Source organism: Streptomyces sp. NPDC102490 (assembly GCF_044765285.1).
In the GTDB taxonomy this organism is placed as follows: domain Bacteria; phylum Actinomycetota; class Actinomycetes; order Streptomycetales; family Streptomycetaceae; genus Streptomyces.
In genome coordinates, this window is the sequence record NZ_JBIWJU010000004.1 from 302,683 (window position 1) to 320,899 (window position 18,217).

Sequence of the window (18,217 nt, forward strand, 5' to 3'; positions counted from 1 at the left end):
TGGCGAGGCCCACACTCCGAGGCATGACGAATCTTCCGCCCCCGGCCGAGGAACTGCGGATCCTCGACGCCGAGCTGCGGCAACTCGACGTGCGCCGCGCCGTCCTGCTGCGACGCCGTGCGTGGCTGATCCACACGCTGCGGACGACCGCCGCCGCCCCGCAGCCCGCCCAGGCACCCGGGGCGCCCCCGGCGGCGTGGCCCACCGGCCCGGGCGCCGGCGTTGTCGCCCGCCGCCCGGAGGCGAGCGCGCCCGGCGTGCAGAACGTGCTGCTGGTGCTCGGTGGCGTCCTGCTGACGGTCGCGGCGATCGCGTTCACCCTCCTCAGCTGGGGCCACCTGGGGATCGCGGGGCGCGCGCTGGTACTCGGTGCGCTGACCGTGGCGGCGCTGGGCACGCCGGTGGCGTTGCTGCGGCGCGGGCTGAGGTCGACCGCCGAGGCCGTGTCCGGCCTGGGGATGGCCCTGACCGTCCTCGACGCCTACGCGCTCCACGAGGTGGCGTTCACCGGCACGGACGGTGTCGGCTACACGGCCGCCGCGTCCGCCGTCCTGGCCGCGCTGTGGGCCGCGTACGGGGTGCGCCTCGGGCTCTTCCACCCCCTCCCGCTCGCCGTGGCGACCGCCCACCTCCCCCTGCCGTTGTGGGCGGTCGCGGTGGGCGCGGGTCCGTACACGCTCACCGCCGCGCTGCTGGCGACCGCCGCCGGCGGCACCGCGGTCGCGCTGCGCGCCGGGCCGGAACCGGTGCGTGTGGTCGCCGTCGTCGGTGCGCTGGGCACGGGCGCCGTCGGGGTGCTGTCGGCCGGCTGGCTCTGCTGGAGCGCGTCCGATCCCGGCCCGGCCGCACGGGCGGCGGCGCTCCTGGTCGTGGCGGCGGCGGTCGCCCTGGTGGCCGGCCGCTTCGTCCCGAACCGGGAGGTCGCCATGGGCGCCGCCGCGACCGCGGGTCTGTGCCTGGTCGCCGGGGCCGGAGGGATGCTGCGGGTCTCGGTGCCCGGCGAGTGGACGGTGCCGGGGTGTCTGGTGTGCGCGATCGCCCTGCTGGCGGCGGAGCGGACGCGGCTTCCCCGGCCGCTGCGCCAGGGGCTGGTGTGCGCTTCGGCGGCGGTCCAGGGCCTCGCGGTGCTGTGGGCGGTCCCCCTGGTCGCCGGGAGCCTGCTCGGTCCGGCGGCCCGGGCCGCCACGCCCTGGTCCGGCGCGCCGGGAAGCGTGCGGGACGCCGTGTTCACGGACGTGCCCCCGCCGCCGTACGCGAGCACCGTGCCGCTGGTGCTCACCGTGGTGGCCGGGGTGCTGGTGACCGCCGGGCGGCGCACGCGTCGGCGCCCGGCGGTCATGGTGGTGGCCCTCGTCCTCGGTTGGGCGGCCGTCTTCGTCCTGCCGGTGGCGCTCCAACTGCCGTACACGGCGGGGCTGGTGGCGCAGGCGGCCGTGGTCGCGGCGGCCCTGGGCCTCGCGGTGCGGGCCGAGCGCGCCGACGAAGGGCTCTCGCCCCTGGCCCTGACGGCCCTGCTGCTGGCCCTCGTCACCTCGGTCGGCCTCGCCCTCCTCTCGCTGGCCTCCGAGGCCGCGACGATCGGTGTACTCGTGACCCTCACGGTCCTGTTCGGCGCGGCCGGGCGCCGCCCCAGGGCCGCTGCGTTCACCGCGCCCGCCGCTCTCGGTCACGCCACGGCGCTGGCCTGCGCGGTCGGCGCGTCCGCCGGCTTCGCCCCGCAGCACACGGCGCTGCTGGTGCTCGTCGTACCCGCGCTCGCCGCCCTGGTCGCGTCGCGGACGGGTGGCTCGCCCGCGACGGTACCGGTCGAGGTGGCGGGTGGGGCCGCGGCACTGCTGGCGCTCGCGCTCGCCGTGCCGGATCCGCCGATGCTGGCCCTGGTGCTCTCCCTGAGCGGTGTCGTCGCGGCCGCCTCGGCGCTGCGCCCGGAGCGGCGGGCGGCCGGTTGGGCGGCGGCCGCGCTGTTCCTGCTGGCCGCCTGGGTGCGCCTGGCGGCGTGGGACGTCGGCACGCCGGAGGCCTACACCCTGCCGGTGACCGGGCCCGCGCTGGCCGTCGGGTTCCTGCGCCGGCGCCGCGACACGGCGGTCTCCTCGTGGACGGCGTACGGTGCCGGTCTGGCCGCCACCCTGGTGCCGAGTCTGCTCGCCGCCTGGGACGACCAGCACTGGTTGCGGCCCCTGCTGCTCGGCGCCGCCGCGCTGGCGGTGACGCTGACCGGCGCCCGGCAGCGGCTCCAGGCCCCCCTGGTCCTCGGCGCGGGGGTGCTCGCGCTGGTGGCGCTGCACGAACTGGCCCCGTACCTCACCCAGGTCGTCGGCGCGCTCCCCCGATGGGCGCCTCCGGCCCTCGCCGGTCTCGTGCTGCTCGTCCTGGGCGCCACCTACGAACAGCGGCTGCGGGACGCCCGGCGACTGCGGGAGGCACTCGGGCGGCTCCACTAGGACCGGCGCGCGCAAGTGCGTGACCTCGTGTCGAATCCGTGCAGCTTTGCGGGCGGGGTCATGGAACCCGGACGAGGTCACCCATCTTGCCGTGGGCCGCTGATCGGCTTCGTGGTAACACGAAGTGATCCATTCGAAAGGGCCGACTCATGGGTATCTTCAGCCGTCGCCAGACCGCCATCGCCGAGCAGCCGGGGGCCGCCGGACCGGAGCGGTTCGCCGCGGGGTCCGCGACAGCGGCGGCCACGCTCGATCCGGCCCTTCGCGCGCTGACCGGGCACTGGACCATCGACCGCCCGCACAGCCGGATCGGTTTCTCCGTGCGCCACGCCATGGTGACCACGGTCCGCGGGGCCTTCACCGACTACGACAGCAGGCTCTACTTCGACGGGGAGCGCCCCTCCGAGTCCCGGGCGGACCTCGTCATCCGCGTCGCCAGCGTCGACACCGGTGTGGAGCAACGGGACGCCCATCTCGTCGGCAAGGACTTCTTCGACGCGCGGCGCCACCCCGAGATGACCTTCCGCAGCACCTCCACCGTCCAGGAGTCCGGGGAGAGCTTCCGTATGACGGGGGACCTCACCATCCGCGACACGACCCGTCCCGTCGAGCTCCAACTGGACTACCTCGGCTCGGTCGTGGACCCGTTCGGCTACCAGCGGGCCGGGTTCGACGGGACCACCACCATCGACCGCAGGGACTGGGGCCTGGTCTACAACCAGCGCCTGGAGGCGGGCGGCAGCATGGTGAGCGAGAAGGTCCGCCTCCAGTTCGACATCTCCGCGATCCGCTCCTCCTGAGCCCCACCCGGGCCGCGGGCGCTCACAGCGGCAGGGGCACGGCGCACGGGCGCAGCACCATGAGGGAGTCCTCCCGGGCCGCGACCATGGCGAAGGGAAACCGGTCCACCTCGAGACAGAGCGCGACGTCGGCGGGGTGGACGCCCTGACGCACCCCCTCCGCCAGCTCGGTCGCGGCACGCGACGCGGCGGCGCGGCGCAGGAACCCGGCGGCGTCCGGGCCGGCCCCGGTGGCCCTGCCCGCGATGTACTGGGCGCACGCCAGGTCCTCGTCGGCCCGGCCGTCCTCGCCGGTGACCACGAACGTGACCTGCTCGGCGGCGCGTTCCCGCAGGAGCCGGGCCGTCGCCCCCGCGACCACGAAGCCGGCGCACAGCACCAGCGAGGCGTCCTTGACCGCGAGGGCGCCGACCGTCCCGGCCGTGGTCTTCTGCACCACGGTCCGTCCGGCGAGGTCGGCGGAGCGCAGCAGGCCCGGCGAGTTGACCAGGTCGAACCCGGGCGCGGGCGCACCGTCCTTGAGGGCCACGCGGTCCGGGTGACCCGCCTTGAGAGCCAAGGCCTCGGCCAGCGATCCGGCCAGGACGATCTTCTCCGCCCCTCGGGCGAAGGCCCACGCGGCCACGGTGAACGCGCGCATGACGTCGACGACGACCGCCACGGCCGGGGCCTCGGCCACCTCGGGAATGCCGACGAAACGAGTGTCCATTGCGGTCATGATCGCGCACGCCCGTCGACAGGGCCACACCCCGCGGGTGCTCCCGGCTTCAGGGCGCGCCCACGAGACGGACCAGCGGCGCCGCCAGGAGCGGGGCGAGTGCCTCGGCGTACGCCTCCGAGAGGTGGCTGTCGTCCCGGTGCACCGCGGTGTCGGCGACGACCACGGGGCAGACGCCGGTGCGCGGGGCGCAGACCCAGGGGGTGGGGTTGATGACCGTGGTGCCCGTGGCGGAGGCGGCGGCCCGTACGGCCCGGCCGCGCGTCGCGTCCCGGGTCGCCTCCGGCAAGTGGTGTGCGCAGGCGCGCAGGTGCAGGGAGTTCCGCGCGGCGCAGTCGATCGGGTCGCCCTTGGGCCACGGAGTGTCGAGCAGGGCGGCGACCCGCGCGCCGGAGCCGCGCAGGGCCCGGAAGGTGCGCGCGAAGCCGGTGGTCCACTGGTGCGCGGGGTCGGCGGTGGGGCGGGCCGGGTCGCCCGCGTCCGAGGAGGAGGCCGGCACGAGGGCCGGGCGCAGGGCCCTGATCCGCTCCAGGGCGTGGGAGCGCCAGGTGCCGCGTCCCGGAGTTCCGCCGTCGTCTCCCGACTTGGCCTCGGCCGGGAAGGTTCAACCGCGGGCAACCAGCGGTTCAGCCCCCGTCCGGCCCGGCGACCGGGAAGCGCCTTCAGTCCGCCGACGGCCGGGCTCCGGGCCGGTGGTCCGGCACCGCGGCGGTGAAGCGGGCCGCGAGTGCGGCGGCCGCGGCCCGCAGTTCCGCCCCGCCGTCGATACGGAAGGGGACCGGCACCCTCGCGAGCCACTCCTGCGCGTACATGTCCGGGTTCCGGGTGCTGCCGACCAGGACACAACCGTCGCCGAGGGGTTCGAGCCGGCCCATGGGCGGGCGGATCCAGGGGGCGACCTCGGCCGGTGGGGCGTCGAAGACCACGCGGGTGGCGAACCGCCATCCGGTGCCCAGGTTCTCCTCCAGCACCGCCACCGGGTCGAAGCCGACGGGCGGGTCGAAGCCGTGCGCGGTGCACCGGACCTCGCCGATCCGGTCCACCCGGTAGGTGCGGACGGCGTCGGCGCGGTGGGAGTGGCACAGCAGGTACCAGCGCCCGTGGCGGACGACGAGGGACCAGGGGTCCGCCTCCTCCTCCCAGGCGTTGCCGGACTCGCTGCGGTAGGTGAGCAGCACGCGGCGCCGGTGGGCGACGGCCTCGACGAGCGTGCTGGTGACGGCGGGATCCGGGTGGGCCGCGTACGGGTCGGGGGCGGCGGCCGCGTACTCCCGCAGCAGCGCCGCCTGCCGTCCGACGCTCTCCGGCAGCGCCTTGACGACCTTTCCCAGGGCGGCCCCCACCAGGTCGTCGGCGTCGGTCACGGCGGGCCGGCCGCCGAGCGCCGCCATGACGAGGCCGAGGGCCTCGGCCTGCGTGAAGTGCACGGGCGGCAGTCGCGTCCCGCGGCCCAGCCGGTATCCGCCGTGCGGTCCCCGGGCCGACTCCACCGGGATGCCCGCCTCCCTGAGGATCCCGACGTACCGGCGCGCCGCTCGCTCCGTCACGCCGAGCCGCTCGGCGAGTTCGCCTGCCGTCGTGGTGGGGCGGGTGCGGAGGATCTCCAGGGTGCGCAGCGCTCGCGCGGTGGGGCTGACGTCGTGGGGCACGGGAGCAGGCTAATCCGCGCGGCGGACGCCGGGAGCGGTCACCGGGGAAAACGATCCGGCAGTGGATCGTCCGGATCTCCTCCTACGGTGAGCCCAGGCGACGAAAGGGAACCGATCATGGACATTCTGCTCATCGGCGGCCTGTGGCTGGACGGAAAGGTGTGGGACCGCGTCGCGGCCACGCTGGAGTCGCTCGGCCACCGTCCGGTGCCGCTCACCCTCCCGGGGCAGGGGGACGGCGCCTCGGACGCCACGCTCGACGATCAGGTGGCGGCCGTGCTGGCCGCGGTGGACGCGGCGCCCGCCAAGCCCATGGTGGTGGGGCATTCCGCGGCCTGCGCGCTGGCCTGGCTGGCCGCCGACCGGCGGCCGGAGCGGCTGGCCAAGGTCGCGCTCATCGGCGGCATCCCGACCCCGGACGGCCGCCCGTACGCCGACTTCTTCGAGGTCACGGACGGGGTGATGCCTTTTCCCGGCTGGGAGCCCTTCCAGGGGGCCGACGCCGCCGATCTCGACGAGGCGGCCAGGCGCGAGCTGGCGGCGGCCGCGATTCCGGTGCCCGAAGCCGTGGCCAGGGGCGTGGTGCGGCTGACCGACGAGCGCCGGTTCGACGTGCCGGTCGTGGTCGTGTGCCCCGAGTTCACGCCCGCGCAGGCACAGAAGTGGATCGACGGGGGCGATGTCCCGGAGCTCGCCCGGGCCGCGCGTGTCGACTTCGCGGACATCGACTCGGGCCACTGGCCCATGATCTCCAAGCCCGCCGAGCTGGCCCGGGTCCTGGCCACAGCGGCCGAGGCGGACTGACGAGCGCCGTTCAGGCGTGGAGGGCGGGCCGGTAGGCGAGCCCCTCCGGCCGGTGATCGCCGGGTACCGGGTCACTCGGACGCGGTCGACCAGGCCGGCGACCACCAGGCGAGGGGCCCTTCCAGCGTGGTCGACACCACCGTGGCCGGCGGGCTCAGTGGAAGCAGAGACAGCCGGCGGGCTCAGTGGAAGCAGAGGCAGAACGGATGGCCGGCCGGGTCCGCGTAGACCCGCCAGTTGGCGTCCGGGCGGAGCTGGTCCGTCCGTTCCAGGACGGTCGCTCCGAGTGCGAGCGCCCGCTTCTCCTCGCCGTCGAGGTCGTCGACGTCGAAGTCCAGGTGGAGCTGCTGCGGGCGGTCCTGGCCGGGCCATTCGGGCGCCCGGTAGCCGTCCACCCGCTGGCAGGCCAGCGGCGTTCCCTCGAAGCCGTGCACCTCGATCCAGTCGGAGTCGTCCGGGTCCGCGACCACCCGTCCGCCGAGCAGTTCCGCGTAGAACTCCGCGAGCCGTACGGGATCTGCGCAGTCCAGCGCGACCGCTTGCAGCTTTCGAATCACGTCCGACACTCCTCACTCAGGGGTCACTGGCGTTACGCCCTCGCACGGGAAGGTCCTACCCGGCGCGGCGGCCCGCATGCGACGGAGCGCAGGACGCGGAACCGATCGGGTCGCGCGGGGTCCCGGTCGACGACCTGGACCGGCGCCCAGACCCATTGCCAGACGCCGATGTCGGGCGTGCGGGAGAACCGGATCCGTCCGCGGGTGCCCTCGACCTGGACACTCGCCCAGGCGTCGGCGATCCCCGCCCGGTCGGTGCCGTGCGAACGCAGCACCTCGGCGAGGACCAGCACCGTGTCGTAGCCCTCGAAGGCGACGAAGGACGGCGCTTCGGCCAGCCGCTCGCGCAGCGCGGTCCCGACGCGTGTGCCGAGTGGGCCGAGGCGCTCGGGCAGGTAGCGCAGGAACGGCACCGCGGCGCCGTCGTCCCCCAGCGACGTGGCCCATGAGGCGAGTTCCGGTTGCCCGGCCGGGGCACCGATCAGGATCTCGGCCAGGCGCGGGTCACGGCGGACGGACCGGACGAGCGACACGGCCGGCTCGGGGTGACCGACCAGCAGGAGCAGCGCGGTCGCGTGCCCCTCGACGAGTGCGTCGCACACCGACTCGGGGGTCGACTCGCGCATGTCGACCTCGATGACGGTGCCGCCGCGCGGTGCGAGGTGGTCCCGCAGGATGCGGACGCCGGACGCCCAGTAGACGCTCGGCTGGGAGGCCACGGCGATGCGGCGGTGGCCCGCGGCGAGGAGGAGGTCCGCGTAGATCCGCCAGCCGTGGGACTGCGCCGGGGCGAGCCGCGCGACCCAGGGCGTCGGCTGTTCGGTGAGCGCGTCGAGCACGGCCGACGAGCACAGGAACGGCAGCCCGAGGGCGTCGGCCCGGCCGGCGGCGGCGCGCGCGACGACGCTGTGGTACTCCCCCGCCAGGGCGGCCACGCCCAGCCGGGCCAGCTCGTCCACGGCCGCCGCGGCCCGGTGCGGATCGGCCGCGGTGTCCCGGACCACCAGCTCGAGCGGTCTGCCCTCGATGCCGCCGGCGTCGTTGACTTCGCGTACGGCCAGTTCCATCCCGGCGAGCAGGTGCCGCCCCGCCTCCGCCCAGCCGGGCCGGGACAGCGGCACGAGCGCGCCGATCCGGACACCCGCGTTCGTCTCGTCCGGCCCTGACGGACGCACTTCGGTGATCATGCCCGCCATTGCATCCACCACCGACACCCGAGGCAACCGATTATCCGTCCCGACCGCTGCTGACCAGGTCGTATGGGGCCCTTCGAGGAGGTCGGCCGGTTCGGCATCAACCCCGTCAGCTGGCACGAACTGGCCCGGCACGGTGTGACGGTCCGCGGCCCGGCGCTCACCGCGTCCGAGGTGTACGTCGACGACGCCGCGCTGCGTGCCTTCAGTGACGCCGCCCTGTCGGGCTACTGGTCGCACCTGCTCGCGACGGGTTCCCTCACGTCGAAGAGCGGCGCGGGCCGGTACGCCCTCCTCGCACTCGGGGCCCGGCGGGAGTGAAGCGTCGTCCTTCCGCGAGAGCCACCGCGTCAGGTGACGGTGGTTCAGGTCACGTCCAGGTCGGTGTACAGCATGTCGTGGTCGGAGTGCTCGGTGTGGATCACCCGGTGCTCGACGGGGGCGATGCCGCGCAGGAAGACGTAGTCGAACTTGCTCTGCCAGTCCGTGGTCGGCTCGCAGGTGCCGACGGGCGAGGGATGGCACTGCGGGTCGGTGTCCGTGGCCAGGGCCCACATCGGGTCCAGTTCGGGGGCCTCGGGCACGGCGTTGAAGTCGCCGAGGGCTATGGCGCGGTCCTGCCGGGCGACTTCGGTGGCGAGTACGCGGACCTGGTCCTTCCTGAACTCCTCCTGGCGCCGCTGGGCGAGGTGCGTGTTGAAGACCCGGACGGACCGGCCGCCCACCTCGGTGGTGACGGCGAGGTATCCGCGGTCCTCGGAACCGCCGTCGGGGTATTCGACGTTGACCCGGTCCGTCATCGGTGCCGCCGACAGGATGGCCTGGCCGAAGCCCCCCGGGTTCCACGGTGCTCCGCCGCAGCGGCTCCAGTTCTCCAGGACCGTCCCGTACTCGACGTGGTAGACCAGCCCGTGGAAGGCCTCCAGGTAGTCCCTGATCCGGTCGACGTCGCGTGCGCAGGCCTCCTGCACGCCGATGACCTGGGGCGCGTGCGCGGCTATCTCCGCGGCCCGGTCGAGGTTGCTCGCGTCGCAGGGGTTGCACAGGTTCCACGTCATGACCCGGTTCGGTACGACGTCCTTGACGGCTTCCACGGGCAGCGACCTGCCCGACAGGGCGCCGCCGGGGGCGCTGGGGCCCACCAGCGCCAGGCAGGCCAGCGCCACGGCGCAGACGAGCAATCGCGAGCCGCCGCTTCTGAGCACCGCCGCCTCCTCGGTGTGGACACACAGGGCAACTGACGTTCCCACGGACGAGGTTATGGCACGTCCCGGCGCGAGTTCACCGGCAGGTCCGGGAGCCGCCAGTCGCCTCCGCGGTCCTCCTTCGCGTGGCGCGCGACGAGTTCGGGCACGCGCAGGCGGCAGGCCAGGGCCGTGACCGCGTGGAAGGCGTCGATGGCCCGTCGGCTCCCGGGCATGCCCAGGCGCAGCAGGTGCGGTTTCACCTCGGCCTGGATCGTGTCCACGAACGGCCGCAGCACGCGGTCGTACCCGGCCAGGGCGGTGGGCAGGTCGTGGCCGTGCCGGTTGAGCTCGCCGGCCAGGACGTAGGCGCCGACCAGGCCGCCGGAGGTGCCCATGCCGCTGTAGGGGGACGCGCAGTGTGCCGCGTCGCCGACCAGGACCACCCGGCCCCGGGACCAGGTGTCCGTGCGCACCTGCACGACCTCCTGGGAGTAGAAGCTCTCCGTTCCCCGCATGCCTTCGAGGAACCGCGCGGTCTGCCATCCCGCGTCGCGGAACCTGTCGGTCCAGAACTGCTTCTGGCGTTCGACCGGTTCCCGGTGGACGGCCGAGGCCCGCGCGGACCGCTCGCGCAGCACGAAGTAGACCTGGGTCTCGGTCGGGTTGTGGCTCCTGCGCATGATCATCCGGCCGCCGGGCGCGTGGTAGGTGTCCCGGATGCCGCTGTCCGAGGCGATGCGCGGGACGAACCAGTAGGCCATGTGGATCCCCACGCGCCAGTACGGGTCGGGGGTGCCGGGCGGCAGCAGGGCCCGGCGGATGCGCGAGCCCTGCCCGTCCGCGCCGACGAGAAGGTCGTACGCCTCGGACGAGCCGTCGGAGAAGTGGGCGACGACCCGGGTCTCGTCCTGCTCGAAGCGCTCCACACCCGTGCCGAACACGTGGTCCACGTCCTCGCGCGTCGCGTCGTGGAGGATGCGCACCAGGTCGCCGCGCATGATCTCGTACTCGGACGTGAGGGTCTGCCGGCCCCGGCCGGAGGTGTTGGCCATGATCGTGCCCCGTTTCCTGCCCCGGCGGTCCACGAAGGCGACCCCCGCCTCGTCCACGAGCCTGCTCCGGACGGCGTCCAGGAGCCCCATGCGCTCGACGGCGTCGATGCCCTGCCCGCGCAGGTCCACCTGCGCACCCGTGGCCCGCAGCGCGGGGAAGCGTTCGACAACGGTCACCCGGTGGCCGCCCCGGGCGAGCCAGTAGGCCAGCGCCTCACCGGCGATCCCACCGCCGCAGATGAGGACCTTCAGGCGGTCGCTGCCCGGCGCCGACGATCCGTGTGTCATGCCCGCACCCTCTTTTTCTATCGGTGATAGGAACGTTGTGCAGAGTCACCTATCAGCGATAGATTGTCAATGTGGCGAAGATGAACCGCGAGACCGTCCTCACCGAGGCGCTCGACCTGCTGGACGAGGTCGGCCTGGACGCCGTCAGCACGCGACAGCTGGCCCGACGTCTGGGCGTCGAGCAGCCGTCGCTCTACTACCACTTCCGGAACAAGAAGGAGCTGCTCAGCGCCATGAGCGAGGCCGCGATGGCGCCGCACGCGACGGCTCCGCTGCCGACGCCCGACGACGACTGGCGCGACTGGTTCCTGGAGAACACGCGCAGTTTCCGCCGCACCCTGCTGCTGCGCCGCGACGGCGCACGGCTCCATGCCGGGAGCAGCCCCGCCGCCGCCGACCTCGGCCGGATCGCGCACAAGATGGCGTTCCTGACCGCGGCGGGCGTACCGGAGGAGCACGCGCGGACGGCGATGCTGGCAGCGAGCCGCTTCACGGTCGGCAGCGTCCTGGAGGAGCAGGCGGACCCCGGCCCGGGCGACGGCGGGGACCGTACCGGCGCCGTGCCGCCGGACCTGCCCCTGGACGTACCGCCGATGGACCACGAGTCCTCCTTCGAGGCCGGGCTCGCCCTCATCCTCGAAGGTCTGGAGCAGCAGGTGGGGCGCGCACGGTGAGCCACAACCGTCGGTTGGGCGACGCCTTATGCTCGCCCTCATGGATACCGAGGCGCTGCGCTCGTTCGTCCGCGCGGCCGAGCTGGGACAACTGCGGCACGCGGCCGACGAGCTGGGGGTGACGCAGCAGGCCGTGTCGAAGCGGATCGCGGCCCTTGAGCGCACACTCGACGTCCGGTTGTTCAGCCGTACCGCCCGAGGGGTAGAGCTGACCCTCGACGGGCAGGCCTTCCTGCCGCACGCGCGGAGCGTCGTCGCGCATGCCGATCGTGCCGTCGCGGCGATCCGGCGGGGCTCGCGGGCGCTGCGGATCGACGTTCTCGGCCTGCGGAGCGCGCAGGCCGTCATCCTGCACGACTACTGGCGCTCACATCCTGAGACCGCGCTGGACGTGGTGACGCTCAAGGTCGACGATCCGCGGCTGGCGGTGGCCGCCGTGCGGGCGGGCGAGGTCGACGCCTCCTTCCGCTCGGTCACCGACCCGGCCGCCCTGCCGCGCGAGCTGCGGATGGTCCACGCGTTCCACTCCCCGCTGGAACTCGTCGTCGGCCCGCGGCACCCGCTCGCCTCCGCACGCAGCGTGACACCGGCCCAGTTGCGCGGACACCGGATCTGGGTGCCCGGTATCGCGCCGGGCAGCGAGTGGGCGGACTTCTACGACCAGCTCACCACCGCGTTCGGCCTCCGCGTGGACGCCGCGGGCCCGAACTTCGGCAACGAGGTGCTCCTCGACATCCTCGCCGACTCCGACGACGTGGCCACCCTCGTGGGCTCGCGCGACCGGTACGTCTGGCCGACCGGTCACGACCTGCGCCGCATCCCCGTCGCGCGGCCGACGCTCGCCTACCCGCTCTCGCTGATCCTCCCCCGCGAGGATCCGCACCCGGGCCTGCGGGCGGTCCTCCACCACTTCGCGAGCCTGGCCCCGCTGCCCGCGGACACCTGGCTGCCCTCCTGGGCGGCGGCACCGCACCGTGACGACGACGGCCGCGACGTCGGACCCGCCCCGAGCTGACATCACGAGGTCCTTGAGGGATCACGCGCCCCTGGCGTGACGCTCCTGGTCCACGATCCCCTCGACGATCCGCAGCAGCCGCTCCCCCGCCCGGTCGACGCTTCCGTTCTGCGTGCTGACCTGCGCCCCTTCGAGCACGAAGGTGATCTGGGCGGCGACCTGCTCGGGTCCGGGCAGCCCCGCCTCGGCGCACATGCCGACCAGTCTGCGCAGCTGGCGGGCCTTGTGCTCCTCGATCACCTGTCGCGCGGGGTGGGAGCGGTCGGGCAGCTCGGCGAGGGAGTTGATGAAGGGGCACCCCCGGTACGAGAGCGCCGGCAACCCGTCGGCGATGAAGCGGGCCAGGCCCAGGATCTGCTCCCGGGGCCTGCCGGGGTGCTCGGCCTCGACGCGGTCGAACGCCGCCTGGTACTCGGCGGCCAGGATCCGCAGCCACTCGGCGACCAGCGCGTCCTTGGTCTCGAAGTGCCGGTAGATCGCCATCTTGGTGGTCTCGGCCTTCTCGGCGATCGCCTGGACGCCCACCCGCCGGATGCCCTCGCTCTGGAACAGCTCCTCGGCCGCGTCGAGGATGCGCTCACGGGGCGGCAGCTTGGCCACCCTGCCCGGCCTGGCGGCGGTCGATGTCATGCGTGCTCCGTGACGTCCGGTCGTTGGGTCTCTGCACCGCCTGCTACGGTACCAGTCCGTCCCACTCGATACCGCTCGGTATCGTCCGGGACCCATGGGTATCGTTTGATGGTCCGGGGAGAGTGACAGTGAGAGTTTCCGAGTACGTGCGCCACGACGCGGTGGGCCTCGCGGAGCTGGTGGCCAAGGGCGAGGTGACCCCCGCCGAGGTGGAGGCCGCGGCGCGCGAGGCCGTGCGGCGGGTCGATCCGCGGATCAACGCCGTGGTGGAGACCTGGCCGGCCGACGACCGCCCGGCGCCCGGCAGCACCCCGCTGGCCGGCGCACCCTTCCTGATCAAGGACTTCGGAGTCGCGATGGCGGGCCGGCGCACCGAGCTGGGCAGCCGCCTCGCGGCCGGGCACGTCGCCCGCTCCGACTCCTTCCTGATGCGGCGCTTCCGCCGCGCTGGTCTGGTGACCTTCGGACGCACCGCGACCCCGGAGCTGGCCTACAGCATCACCACGGAAGGGGTGCTGTACGGCCCGACCCGCAATCCGTGGGACACCCGGCGGGGCGCCGGCGGATCCAGCGGCGGCGCGGGCGCGGCCGTCGCGGCCGGAGCGGTCCCCCTCGCCCACGCCACCGACGCCGCGGGCTCGCTGCGCATCCCCGCCGCGTACAACGGCCTCTTCGGGCTGAAGCCCACGCGCGGCCGGGTCTCCCTGGGGCCCGCACTCGACGAGGGCTTCAACGGCCTGGCCGTCCAGGGCGGGGTCAGCCGCACCGTGCGGGACAGCGCGGCGCTGCTCGACCTGATACGCGGTCCGGAGCCGGGCGATCCCTACTACGCCGAGCAGCCGTCCCGCCCCTACGCGGAGGAAGTCACCCGCCCGCCGGGCTCCTTGCGCATCGGGGTCCTCGCCCAGGCCTGGGGTGGACGCCGCACCGCCGCCCCGGTGGCCGACGCACTGGCGCGGACCGTACGGCTGCTGGAATCCCTCGGCCACCGCACCGAGGAGGCCACGGTCGGCCTCGGTGCCGACTGGGAGGAGTTCGTGCTGGCCAACGCGCGTCTGTCGACCGCGAATATGGCGGCCTCGGTCGACGACCTGGCCGCCGCCCTCGGCCGGCCCGTCGACTCCTCGTCCCTCGAACCGGCGACGCTGGCCGCCCACCGCTACGGGCAGCAGGTCACGGGCCCCCAGTTCGTCGCCGCCCTCACCATCCGCAACCGCGTCGCCCGCAGCCTGGCCGGGTACTTCGCCACCCACGACCTGCTGCTCACCCCCACCCTGCCCGAACTGCCCCCGCGGCTGGGCACCTACGGCGAGAGCGAGGAGACGCTCGACGGCCTCGGCTGGATCGACCGGCTCAACGACCGCTCCCCGTTCACCATGGCGTTCAACGTGGCGGGCACGCCCGCCATGTCCGTTCCACTGACGGCCGACCCCGGGACGGGACTCCCGATCGGCATGCAGTTCGCCGCCGGGTACGGACAGGAGGGTCTCCTCTTCCGCCTCGCCGGACAGCTCGAACGGGCACACCCGTGGGCGGACCGAACTCCCGCCGTGTGGGCGGGCGACGATCCCGCGCCGGTGCACTCCTGAGAGTGTCCGGGCCGCGGAATATTCAGGTGCCCGCGGGCGCCCGGAGCGTTATCTTCGGGGCATGAACGTCATCGGCACCAGCATCTTCGCGACCGCGCGAGCGACCAGCTCGCCGGTTGCCGCCGTCTGACCTTCCCCTCTTCCACCGGCGACCGGAAACGGCCCGTCGGTGGTTCCCGCGGCGTTCCGCCGCCTTCGCCTCGGTGCGAGGACCGCACGGTTCCGTTCTCCGGTGCCTCTCCGCCTCGAAGCGAAGGAGTACCCCATGGACACCGAGCAGATAGTCCGCACGTTCGTCGAGTACTACGAGGACCAGGGACACCGCCGGATCACCGGCTCGACCCTGCTGCCCGAGCCGGGCGACCCGGTGCTGTTCACCAGCGCCGGCATGCATCCGCTCACCCCGTATCTGGAGGGCCGCCCCCACCCGCTGGGCCGGCGGCTGGTCAACGTCCAGCGCTGTCTGCGCACCACGGACCTGGACGAGGTCGGCGACAGCACCCATTTGACGGTGTTCCAGATGCTCGGCACCTGGTCGCTGGGCGACTACGAGGGCCCGCGGAGTCTCGACTGGGCCTACCGGCTGCTCACCGAGGGGCTGGGCGTCGACCCGGGCCGGCTGCACGCCACCGTGTTCGGGGGTGACGAGCAGGTCGGGCCGGACACCGAGTCCCTGCGGCTGTGGCAGGAGCGCGGCGTCCCCGTGGAACCGACGGTGGACGACAACTGGTGGTCCAACGGTCCGGTCGGCCCGTGCGGACCCGACTCGGAGATTTTCCTGTGGAGCGGTGACACCCCGCCCCGGTCCACGCCCACCGGCGACGAGCGCTGGGTGGAGGTGTGGAACCACGTGATGATGCGCCACCGCCGGCTCGACGACGGCCGCCTCGTGCCGCTGCCGCAGCGCAACGTCGACACCGGCCTGGGCCTGGAGCGCCTCGCCGCCCTCCTGCAAGGCAAGTCGTCGGTGTTCGAGTGCGACGTCTTCGAGCCGTGGCGGCGGCTGCTGCCCGTGCTGTGGCCGCTGGACGAACCGTGGTTCCGGGTGGTCTGCGACCACCTCCGGTCGGCCGTCGTGGTCGTCGGCGACGGAGTCCGGCCCTCCAACACCGGCCAGGGCTACGTGCTGCGCCGCCTGGTGCGACGGCTGCTCACCGTGCTGTGGCGGGACGACCCCACGCGCGTGCTCGGGGACCTGCCCCAGGAGTTGATCACGCACACCCTGGATCACTTCCGCCAGGACGCCGACCCCGGCCTCGTACGGCGCCTGCTGGTGGAAGAGGAGCGCCGGTTCCGGCAGCTGCTGGACCGCGGCCGGAACGTGCTCGCCCGGCCCCGCTTCCGGGGCCCGCTGGGAGAGGAGGACTTCCACTACCTCCACGACACCCACGGTCTGCCGCGCGAGCTGGTGACGAGCCTGCGCGAGGGCGGGTACCCGGAACCGGGGCGGGTGGGAGCCGTGCGGTCGTGACGCCCCGTCAGCCGGTGCGGCGCGTGGGACGCCTACGGCGCTGGACGGCTCCGTAGGTCTCCTCCAGGGCCGTCGTCGACGCGTCGTAGGAGCGCTGGGCGACACCGACGAAGAGGCAGTCGATGACGGCCAGTTGGGCGATGCGGCTGACGGTGGCGCCGGACCGGAACGGCGTTTCCCGCGCGCAGGTCGTCAGTACGAGGTCGGCGCTGATGGCGAGCGTGGAGCCCGGGTCGTTGGTCAGGGCGATGGTGGTGGCTCCGCGCGCGGCCGCGGCCTGGAGGGGCTCGGTGGTGTCCTCGGTCTCCCCGGAGTGGGAGACGGCCAGGGCCACGTCGCCGGGCCCCAGCAGGGCCGTCGCGGTGAGCGCCGCGTGCCGGTCGCTCCAGATGAAGGCCATCCGGCCTATCCGGTGCAGCTTCTGGTGCAGGTCCTGGCCGACGAACGCGCTGGCCCCCACGCCGAAGATGTCGACCCTGCGGGCCTCGGCCACCGCGTCGACCGCCCGGCCCAGCGCGTCCACGTCGAGTTCGGCGCCCGAGTCCTCCAGGGCCCGGACCTCGTTGTAGATGATCTTGCTGACTATCCGGTCGAGCGAGTCCGTCGGGCTGATGTCGGTGCCGGCGTGCGCCGCCCGCTCGCCGCCCAGCGCGTGCTCCCGCGCGGCGGCGGCGGCCAGCGCCAGGCGCAGCTGCGGGTAGTTGCCCGTGCCGATGGTGCGGCAGAACCGCATCACGGTGGCCGCCGAGGTGCTCGCCCGCTCCCCCAGGGCGTGGATGGACAGCTCCGCGACCTGTCCCGGGTCGGCGAGGACCACGTCGGCCACCCGCCGTTCGGAGGGGGCCAGGGAGGGCCGGGCCGCGCGCACGCGGGTGAGGATGTCGGCGAGCGGGGCGTCCTGGGCGGACGGCTCCGGCACGCCGGACGAGGACTGGCGGACCATGGCCCCTCCTGGATGTGGTGCCCACAGGGTAAGGGGGTGACCCGGGGAGGTCAAAAAGTTACGCAGCGAGCAACACCACGTTACTTATTGACATACGGAGGACGGCGTTCCCATACTCGGACGGCGATCCGCGCCGGTCACCGACGACCCGGTGGCGCTCGGCGTGCCGGGTCCCTCGGGCAAAGGGCAGGCCGTATGACTTCAGTAGTGGCGGTAGATCTCGGGAAGACCGGTTGCCGCGCCATGCTGTGGAACAGCGCCGACGCGTCGCGGGCCGTCAGCTCCGTGGCCGGTGCCCCCGGTCTGGCGGCGCCCGACGGGGTCGCGACGGCCCGTGCCGCCGTGCGCGCCGCCGTGGAGCCGCTCCTTCGGGAACCGGGCGATGCCCGGCCGGAGTCCGTCCTCGTGGGCGCCGCCGGAGCGGCTTCGGCCCCCGCCGCGGCCCGCTCCCTGGTGGACGCCCTCCTGGCGGACCTGCCCGTCCAGGAGGCGGCCGTCACCAGTGACGCCGTCACCGCCCACGCCGGCGCGCTCGGCGGCCGGGCCGGGGTGGTGCTGGCGATCGGCACCGGATCGGTCGCGGTCGGCATCGGCGCCGACGGGACGTACGCGCGCGTCGACGGGTGGGGTCCCCTGCTCGGTGACGACGGCAGCGGCGCCCGGATCGGCACGGCCGGACTGCGCGCGGCCCTGCGCGCCCACGACGGGCGGGGCCCGGCCACCACCCTGCGGGACGCGGCCGTCGGCCTCTTCGGCGACCTCGAACGGCTGCCGTCGACGGTCGCACGGGACGGCAATCCCGCCCGTACGGCCGCCTCGTTCGCCCCCGAGGTGGCCCGCGCCGCCGACGCGGGCGACGCCGTGGCCGCGGCGATCGTCCGGGACGCGGCGGCCGGCCTGGCCGAGACCGCGCTCGCGGCGGCCGCCCGGATCAGCGCGGGCGGCGGCCCGGTGCCGATGGCCGTCACCGGTGGTCTCACCGGTCTCGGCCCGGCCCTGATGGGACCGCTGACCGCCGCCGTCACCGGTTCCGGGCTCCCCGTGCGGCTCACGTCCGCGCTCGGCGACCCCCTCGACGGGGCCCGGCTGCTGGCCCTGGACCGCGCGACCCCTCATGCCTCCCTCGTCGTCCGCGTCCGCCGGACGACCGCCAGTTCCCCTCTCCCCACGCCGGCGACCCCACCGGCCAGTGCCTAGGAGCAA

The 18,217-nt window shown here is 74.2% G+C and carries 18 protein-coding genes; 9 read left to right on the forward strand and 9 right to left on the reverse strand.

Features of this window, described 5'->3' with window-relative positions:
* The first annotated feature begins 23 nt into the window (after nt 1-23).
* Nucleotides 24-2,444, forward strand: coding sequence for an SCO7613 C-terminal domain-containing membrane protein (locus ACIRGB_RS10620; RefSeq protein WP_403861384.1), 2,421 nt, complete (start codon nt 24-26; stop codon nt 2,442-2,444).
* Between the two features lie 149 nt (nt 2,445-2,593).
* The gene (locus ACIRGB_RS10625; protein ID WP_403861387.1) at nt 2,594-3,244 is read left to right on the forward strand and encodes a YceI family protein; all 651 of its coding nucleotides are present in this window, start codon (nt 2,594-2,596) and stop codon (nt 3,242-3,244) included.
* A gap of 22 nt (nt 3,245-3,266) precedes the next feature.
* Here ACIRGB_RS10625 and ACIRGB_RS10630 read toward each other — a convergent pair whose 3' ends face one another.
* The 3 genes from ACIRGB_RS10630 to ACIRGB_RS10640 all read right to left on the reverse strand — a co-directional run bounded on the left by ACIRGB_RS10630 (nt 3,267) and on the right by ACIRGB_RS10640 (nt 5,611).
* Complete coding sequence (locus tag ACIRGB_RS10630) at nt 3,267-3,953, reverse strand: 2-phosphosulfolactate phosphatase (RefSeq protein WP_403861390.1); 687 nt, start codon at nt 3,951-3,953, stop codon at nt 3,267-3,269.
* A gap of 58 nt (nt 3,954-4,011) precedes the next feature.
* The gene (locus ACIRGB_RS10635; protein WP_403861393.1) at nt 4,012-4,461 is read right to left on the reverse strand and encodes an SGNH hydrolase domain-containing protein; all 450 of its coding nucleotides are present in this window, start codon (nt 4,459-4,461) and stop codon (nt 4,012-4,014) included.
* A gap of 163 nt (nt 4,462-4,624) precedes the next feature.
* Nucleotides 4,625-5,611, reverse strand: a complete 987-nt coding sequence (locus ACIRGB_RS10640; RefSeq protein WP_403861396.1) for a helix-turn-helix transcriptional regulator — start codon at nt 5,609-5,611, stop codon at nt 4,625-4,627.
* 117 nt (nt 5,612-5,728) lie between these two features.
* Here ACIRGB_RS10640 and ACIRGB_RS10645 point away from each other — a divergent pair, with 117 nt between their 5' ends.
* A complete protein-coding gene (locus ACIRGB_RS10645; protein WP_403861399.1) occupies nt 5,729-6,415 on the forward strand; it encodes an alpha/beta fold hydrolase in 687 nt (228 codons plus the stop codon).
* A gap of 182 nt (nt 6,416-6,597) precedes the next feature.
* Here the strand turns inward: ACIRGB_RS10645 and ACIRGB_RS10650 are convergent, their stop codons facing one another.
* Nucleotides 6,598-6,972, reverse strand: coding sequence for a VOC family protein (locus ACIRGB_RS10650; protein ID WP_403861402.1), 375 nt, complete (start codon nt 6,970-6,972; stop codon nt 6,598-6,600).
* Between the two features lie 32 nt (nt 6,973-7,004).
* Nucleotides 7,005-8,159 (reverse strand): ABC transporter substrate-binding protein, encoded by a 1,155-nt coding sequence (locus ACIRGB_RS10655; protein ID WP_403861404.1) that lies wholly within the window; start codon nt 8,157-8,159, stop codon nt 7,005-7,007.
* A 72-nt stretch (nt 8,160-8,231) separates the two neighbouring features.
* Between ACIRGB_RS10655 and ACIRGB_RS10660 the strand changes: the two genes are divergently transcribed.
* Nucleotides 8,232-8,486: a hypothetical protein gene (locus ACIRGB_RS10660; protein ID WP_403861407.1), complete on the forward strand. Its 255-nt coding sequence runs from the start codon at nt 8,232-8,234 to the stop codon at nt 8,484-8,486.
* A 44-nt stretch (nt 8,487-8,530) separates the two neighbouring features.
* Here the strand turns inward: ACIRGB_RS10660 and ACIRGB_RS10665 are convergent, their stop codons facing one another.
* Nucleotides 8,531-9,415, reverse strand: a complete 885-nt coding sequence (locus tag ACIRGB_RS10665) for an endonuclease/exonuclease/phosphatase family protein (protein WP_403861410.1) — start codon at nt 9,413-9,415, stop codon at nt 8,531-8,533.
* A gap of 8 nt (nt 9,416-9,423) precedes the next feature.
* On the reverse strand, nt 9,424-10,692 hold the full coding sequence (locus ACIRGB_RS10670) for an FAD-dependent oxidoreductase (RefSeq protein WP_403861413.1): 1,269 nt from the start codon (nt 10,690-10,692) through the stop codon (nt 9,424-9,426).
* An 80-nt stretch (nt 10,693-10,772) separates the two neighbouring features.
* Between ACIRGB_RS10670 and ACIRGB_RS10675 the strand changes: the two genes are divergently transcribed.
* Together ACIRGB_RS10675 and ACIRGB_RS10680 are read left to right on the forward strand one after the other, a co-directional pair.
* Complete coding sequence (locus ACIRGB_RS10675) at nt 10,773-11,366, forward strand: TetR/AcrR family transcriptional regulator C-terminal domain-containing protein (RefSeq protein WP_403862113.1); 594 nt, start codon at nt 10,773-10,775, stop codon at nt 11,364-11,366.
* Between the two features lie 40 nt (nt 11,367-11,406).
* Nucleotides 11,407-12,381, forward strand: a complete 975-nt coding sequence (locus tag ACIRGB_RS10680) for a LysR family transcriptional regulator (RefSeq protein ID WP_403861415.1) — start codon at nt 11,407-11,409, stop codon at nt 12,379-12,381.
* 21 nt (nt 12,382-12,402) lie between these two features.
* Here the strand turns inward: ACIRGB_RS10680 and ACIRGB_RS10685 are convergent, their stop codons facing one another.
* Nucleotides 12,403-13,011, reverse strand: a complete 609-nt coding sequence (locus ACIRGB_RS10685; protein WP_403861418.1) for a TetR/AcrR family transcriptional regulator — start codon at nt 13,009-13,011, stop codon at nt 12,403-12,405.
* A 128-nt stretch (nt 13,012-13,139) separates the two neighbouring features.
* Here ACIRGB_RS10685 and ACIRGB_RS10690 point away from each other — a divergent pair, with 128 nt between their 5' ends.
* Nucleotides 13,140-14,600 carry an amidase gene (locus ACIRGB_RS10690; RefSeq protein ID WP_403861421.1) on the forward strand — a complete coding sequence of 487 codons (1,461 nt, stop codon included), beginning with the start codon at nt 13,140-13,142 and terminating at the stop codon, nt 14,598-14,600.
* Between the two features lie 265 nt (nt 14,601-14,865).
* Complete coding sequence (locus ACIRGB_RS10695) at nt 14,866-16,071, forward strand: alanine--tRNA ligase-related protein (RefSeq protein WP_403861423.1); 1,206 nt, start codon at nt 14,866-14,868, stop codon at nt 16,069-16,071.
* A gap of 7 nt (nt 16,072-16,078) precedes the next feature.
* Here the strand turns inward: ACIRGB_RS10695 and ACIRGB_RS10700 are convergent, their stop codons facing one another.
* Nucleotides 16,079-17,014 (reverse strand): MurR/RpiR family transcriptional regulator, encoded by a 936-nt coding sequence (locus ACIRGB_RS10700; RefSeq protein ID WP_403861426.1) that lies wholly within the window; start codon nt 17,012-17,014, stop codon nt 16,079-16,081.
* A gap of 195 nt (nt 17,015-17,209) precedes the next feature.
* Between ACIRGB_RS10700 and ACIRGB_RS10705 the strand changes: the two genes are divergently transcribed.
* Nucleotides 17,210-18,211, forward strand: a complete 1,002-nt coding sequence (locus ACIRGB_RS10705) for a BadF/BadG/BcrA/BcrD ATPase family protein (protein ID WP_403861429.1) — start codon at nt 17,210-17,212, stop codon at nt 18,209-18,211.
* The last annotated feature ends 6 nt before the right edge of the window (nt 18,212-18,217 follow it).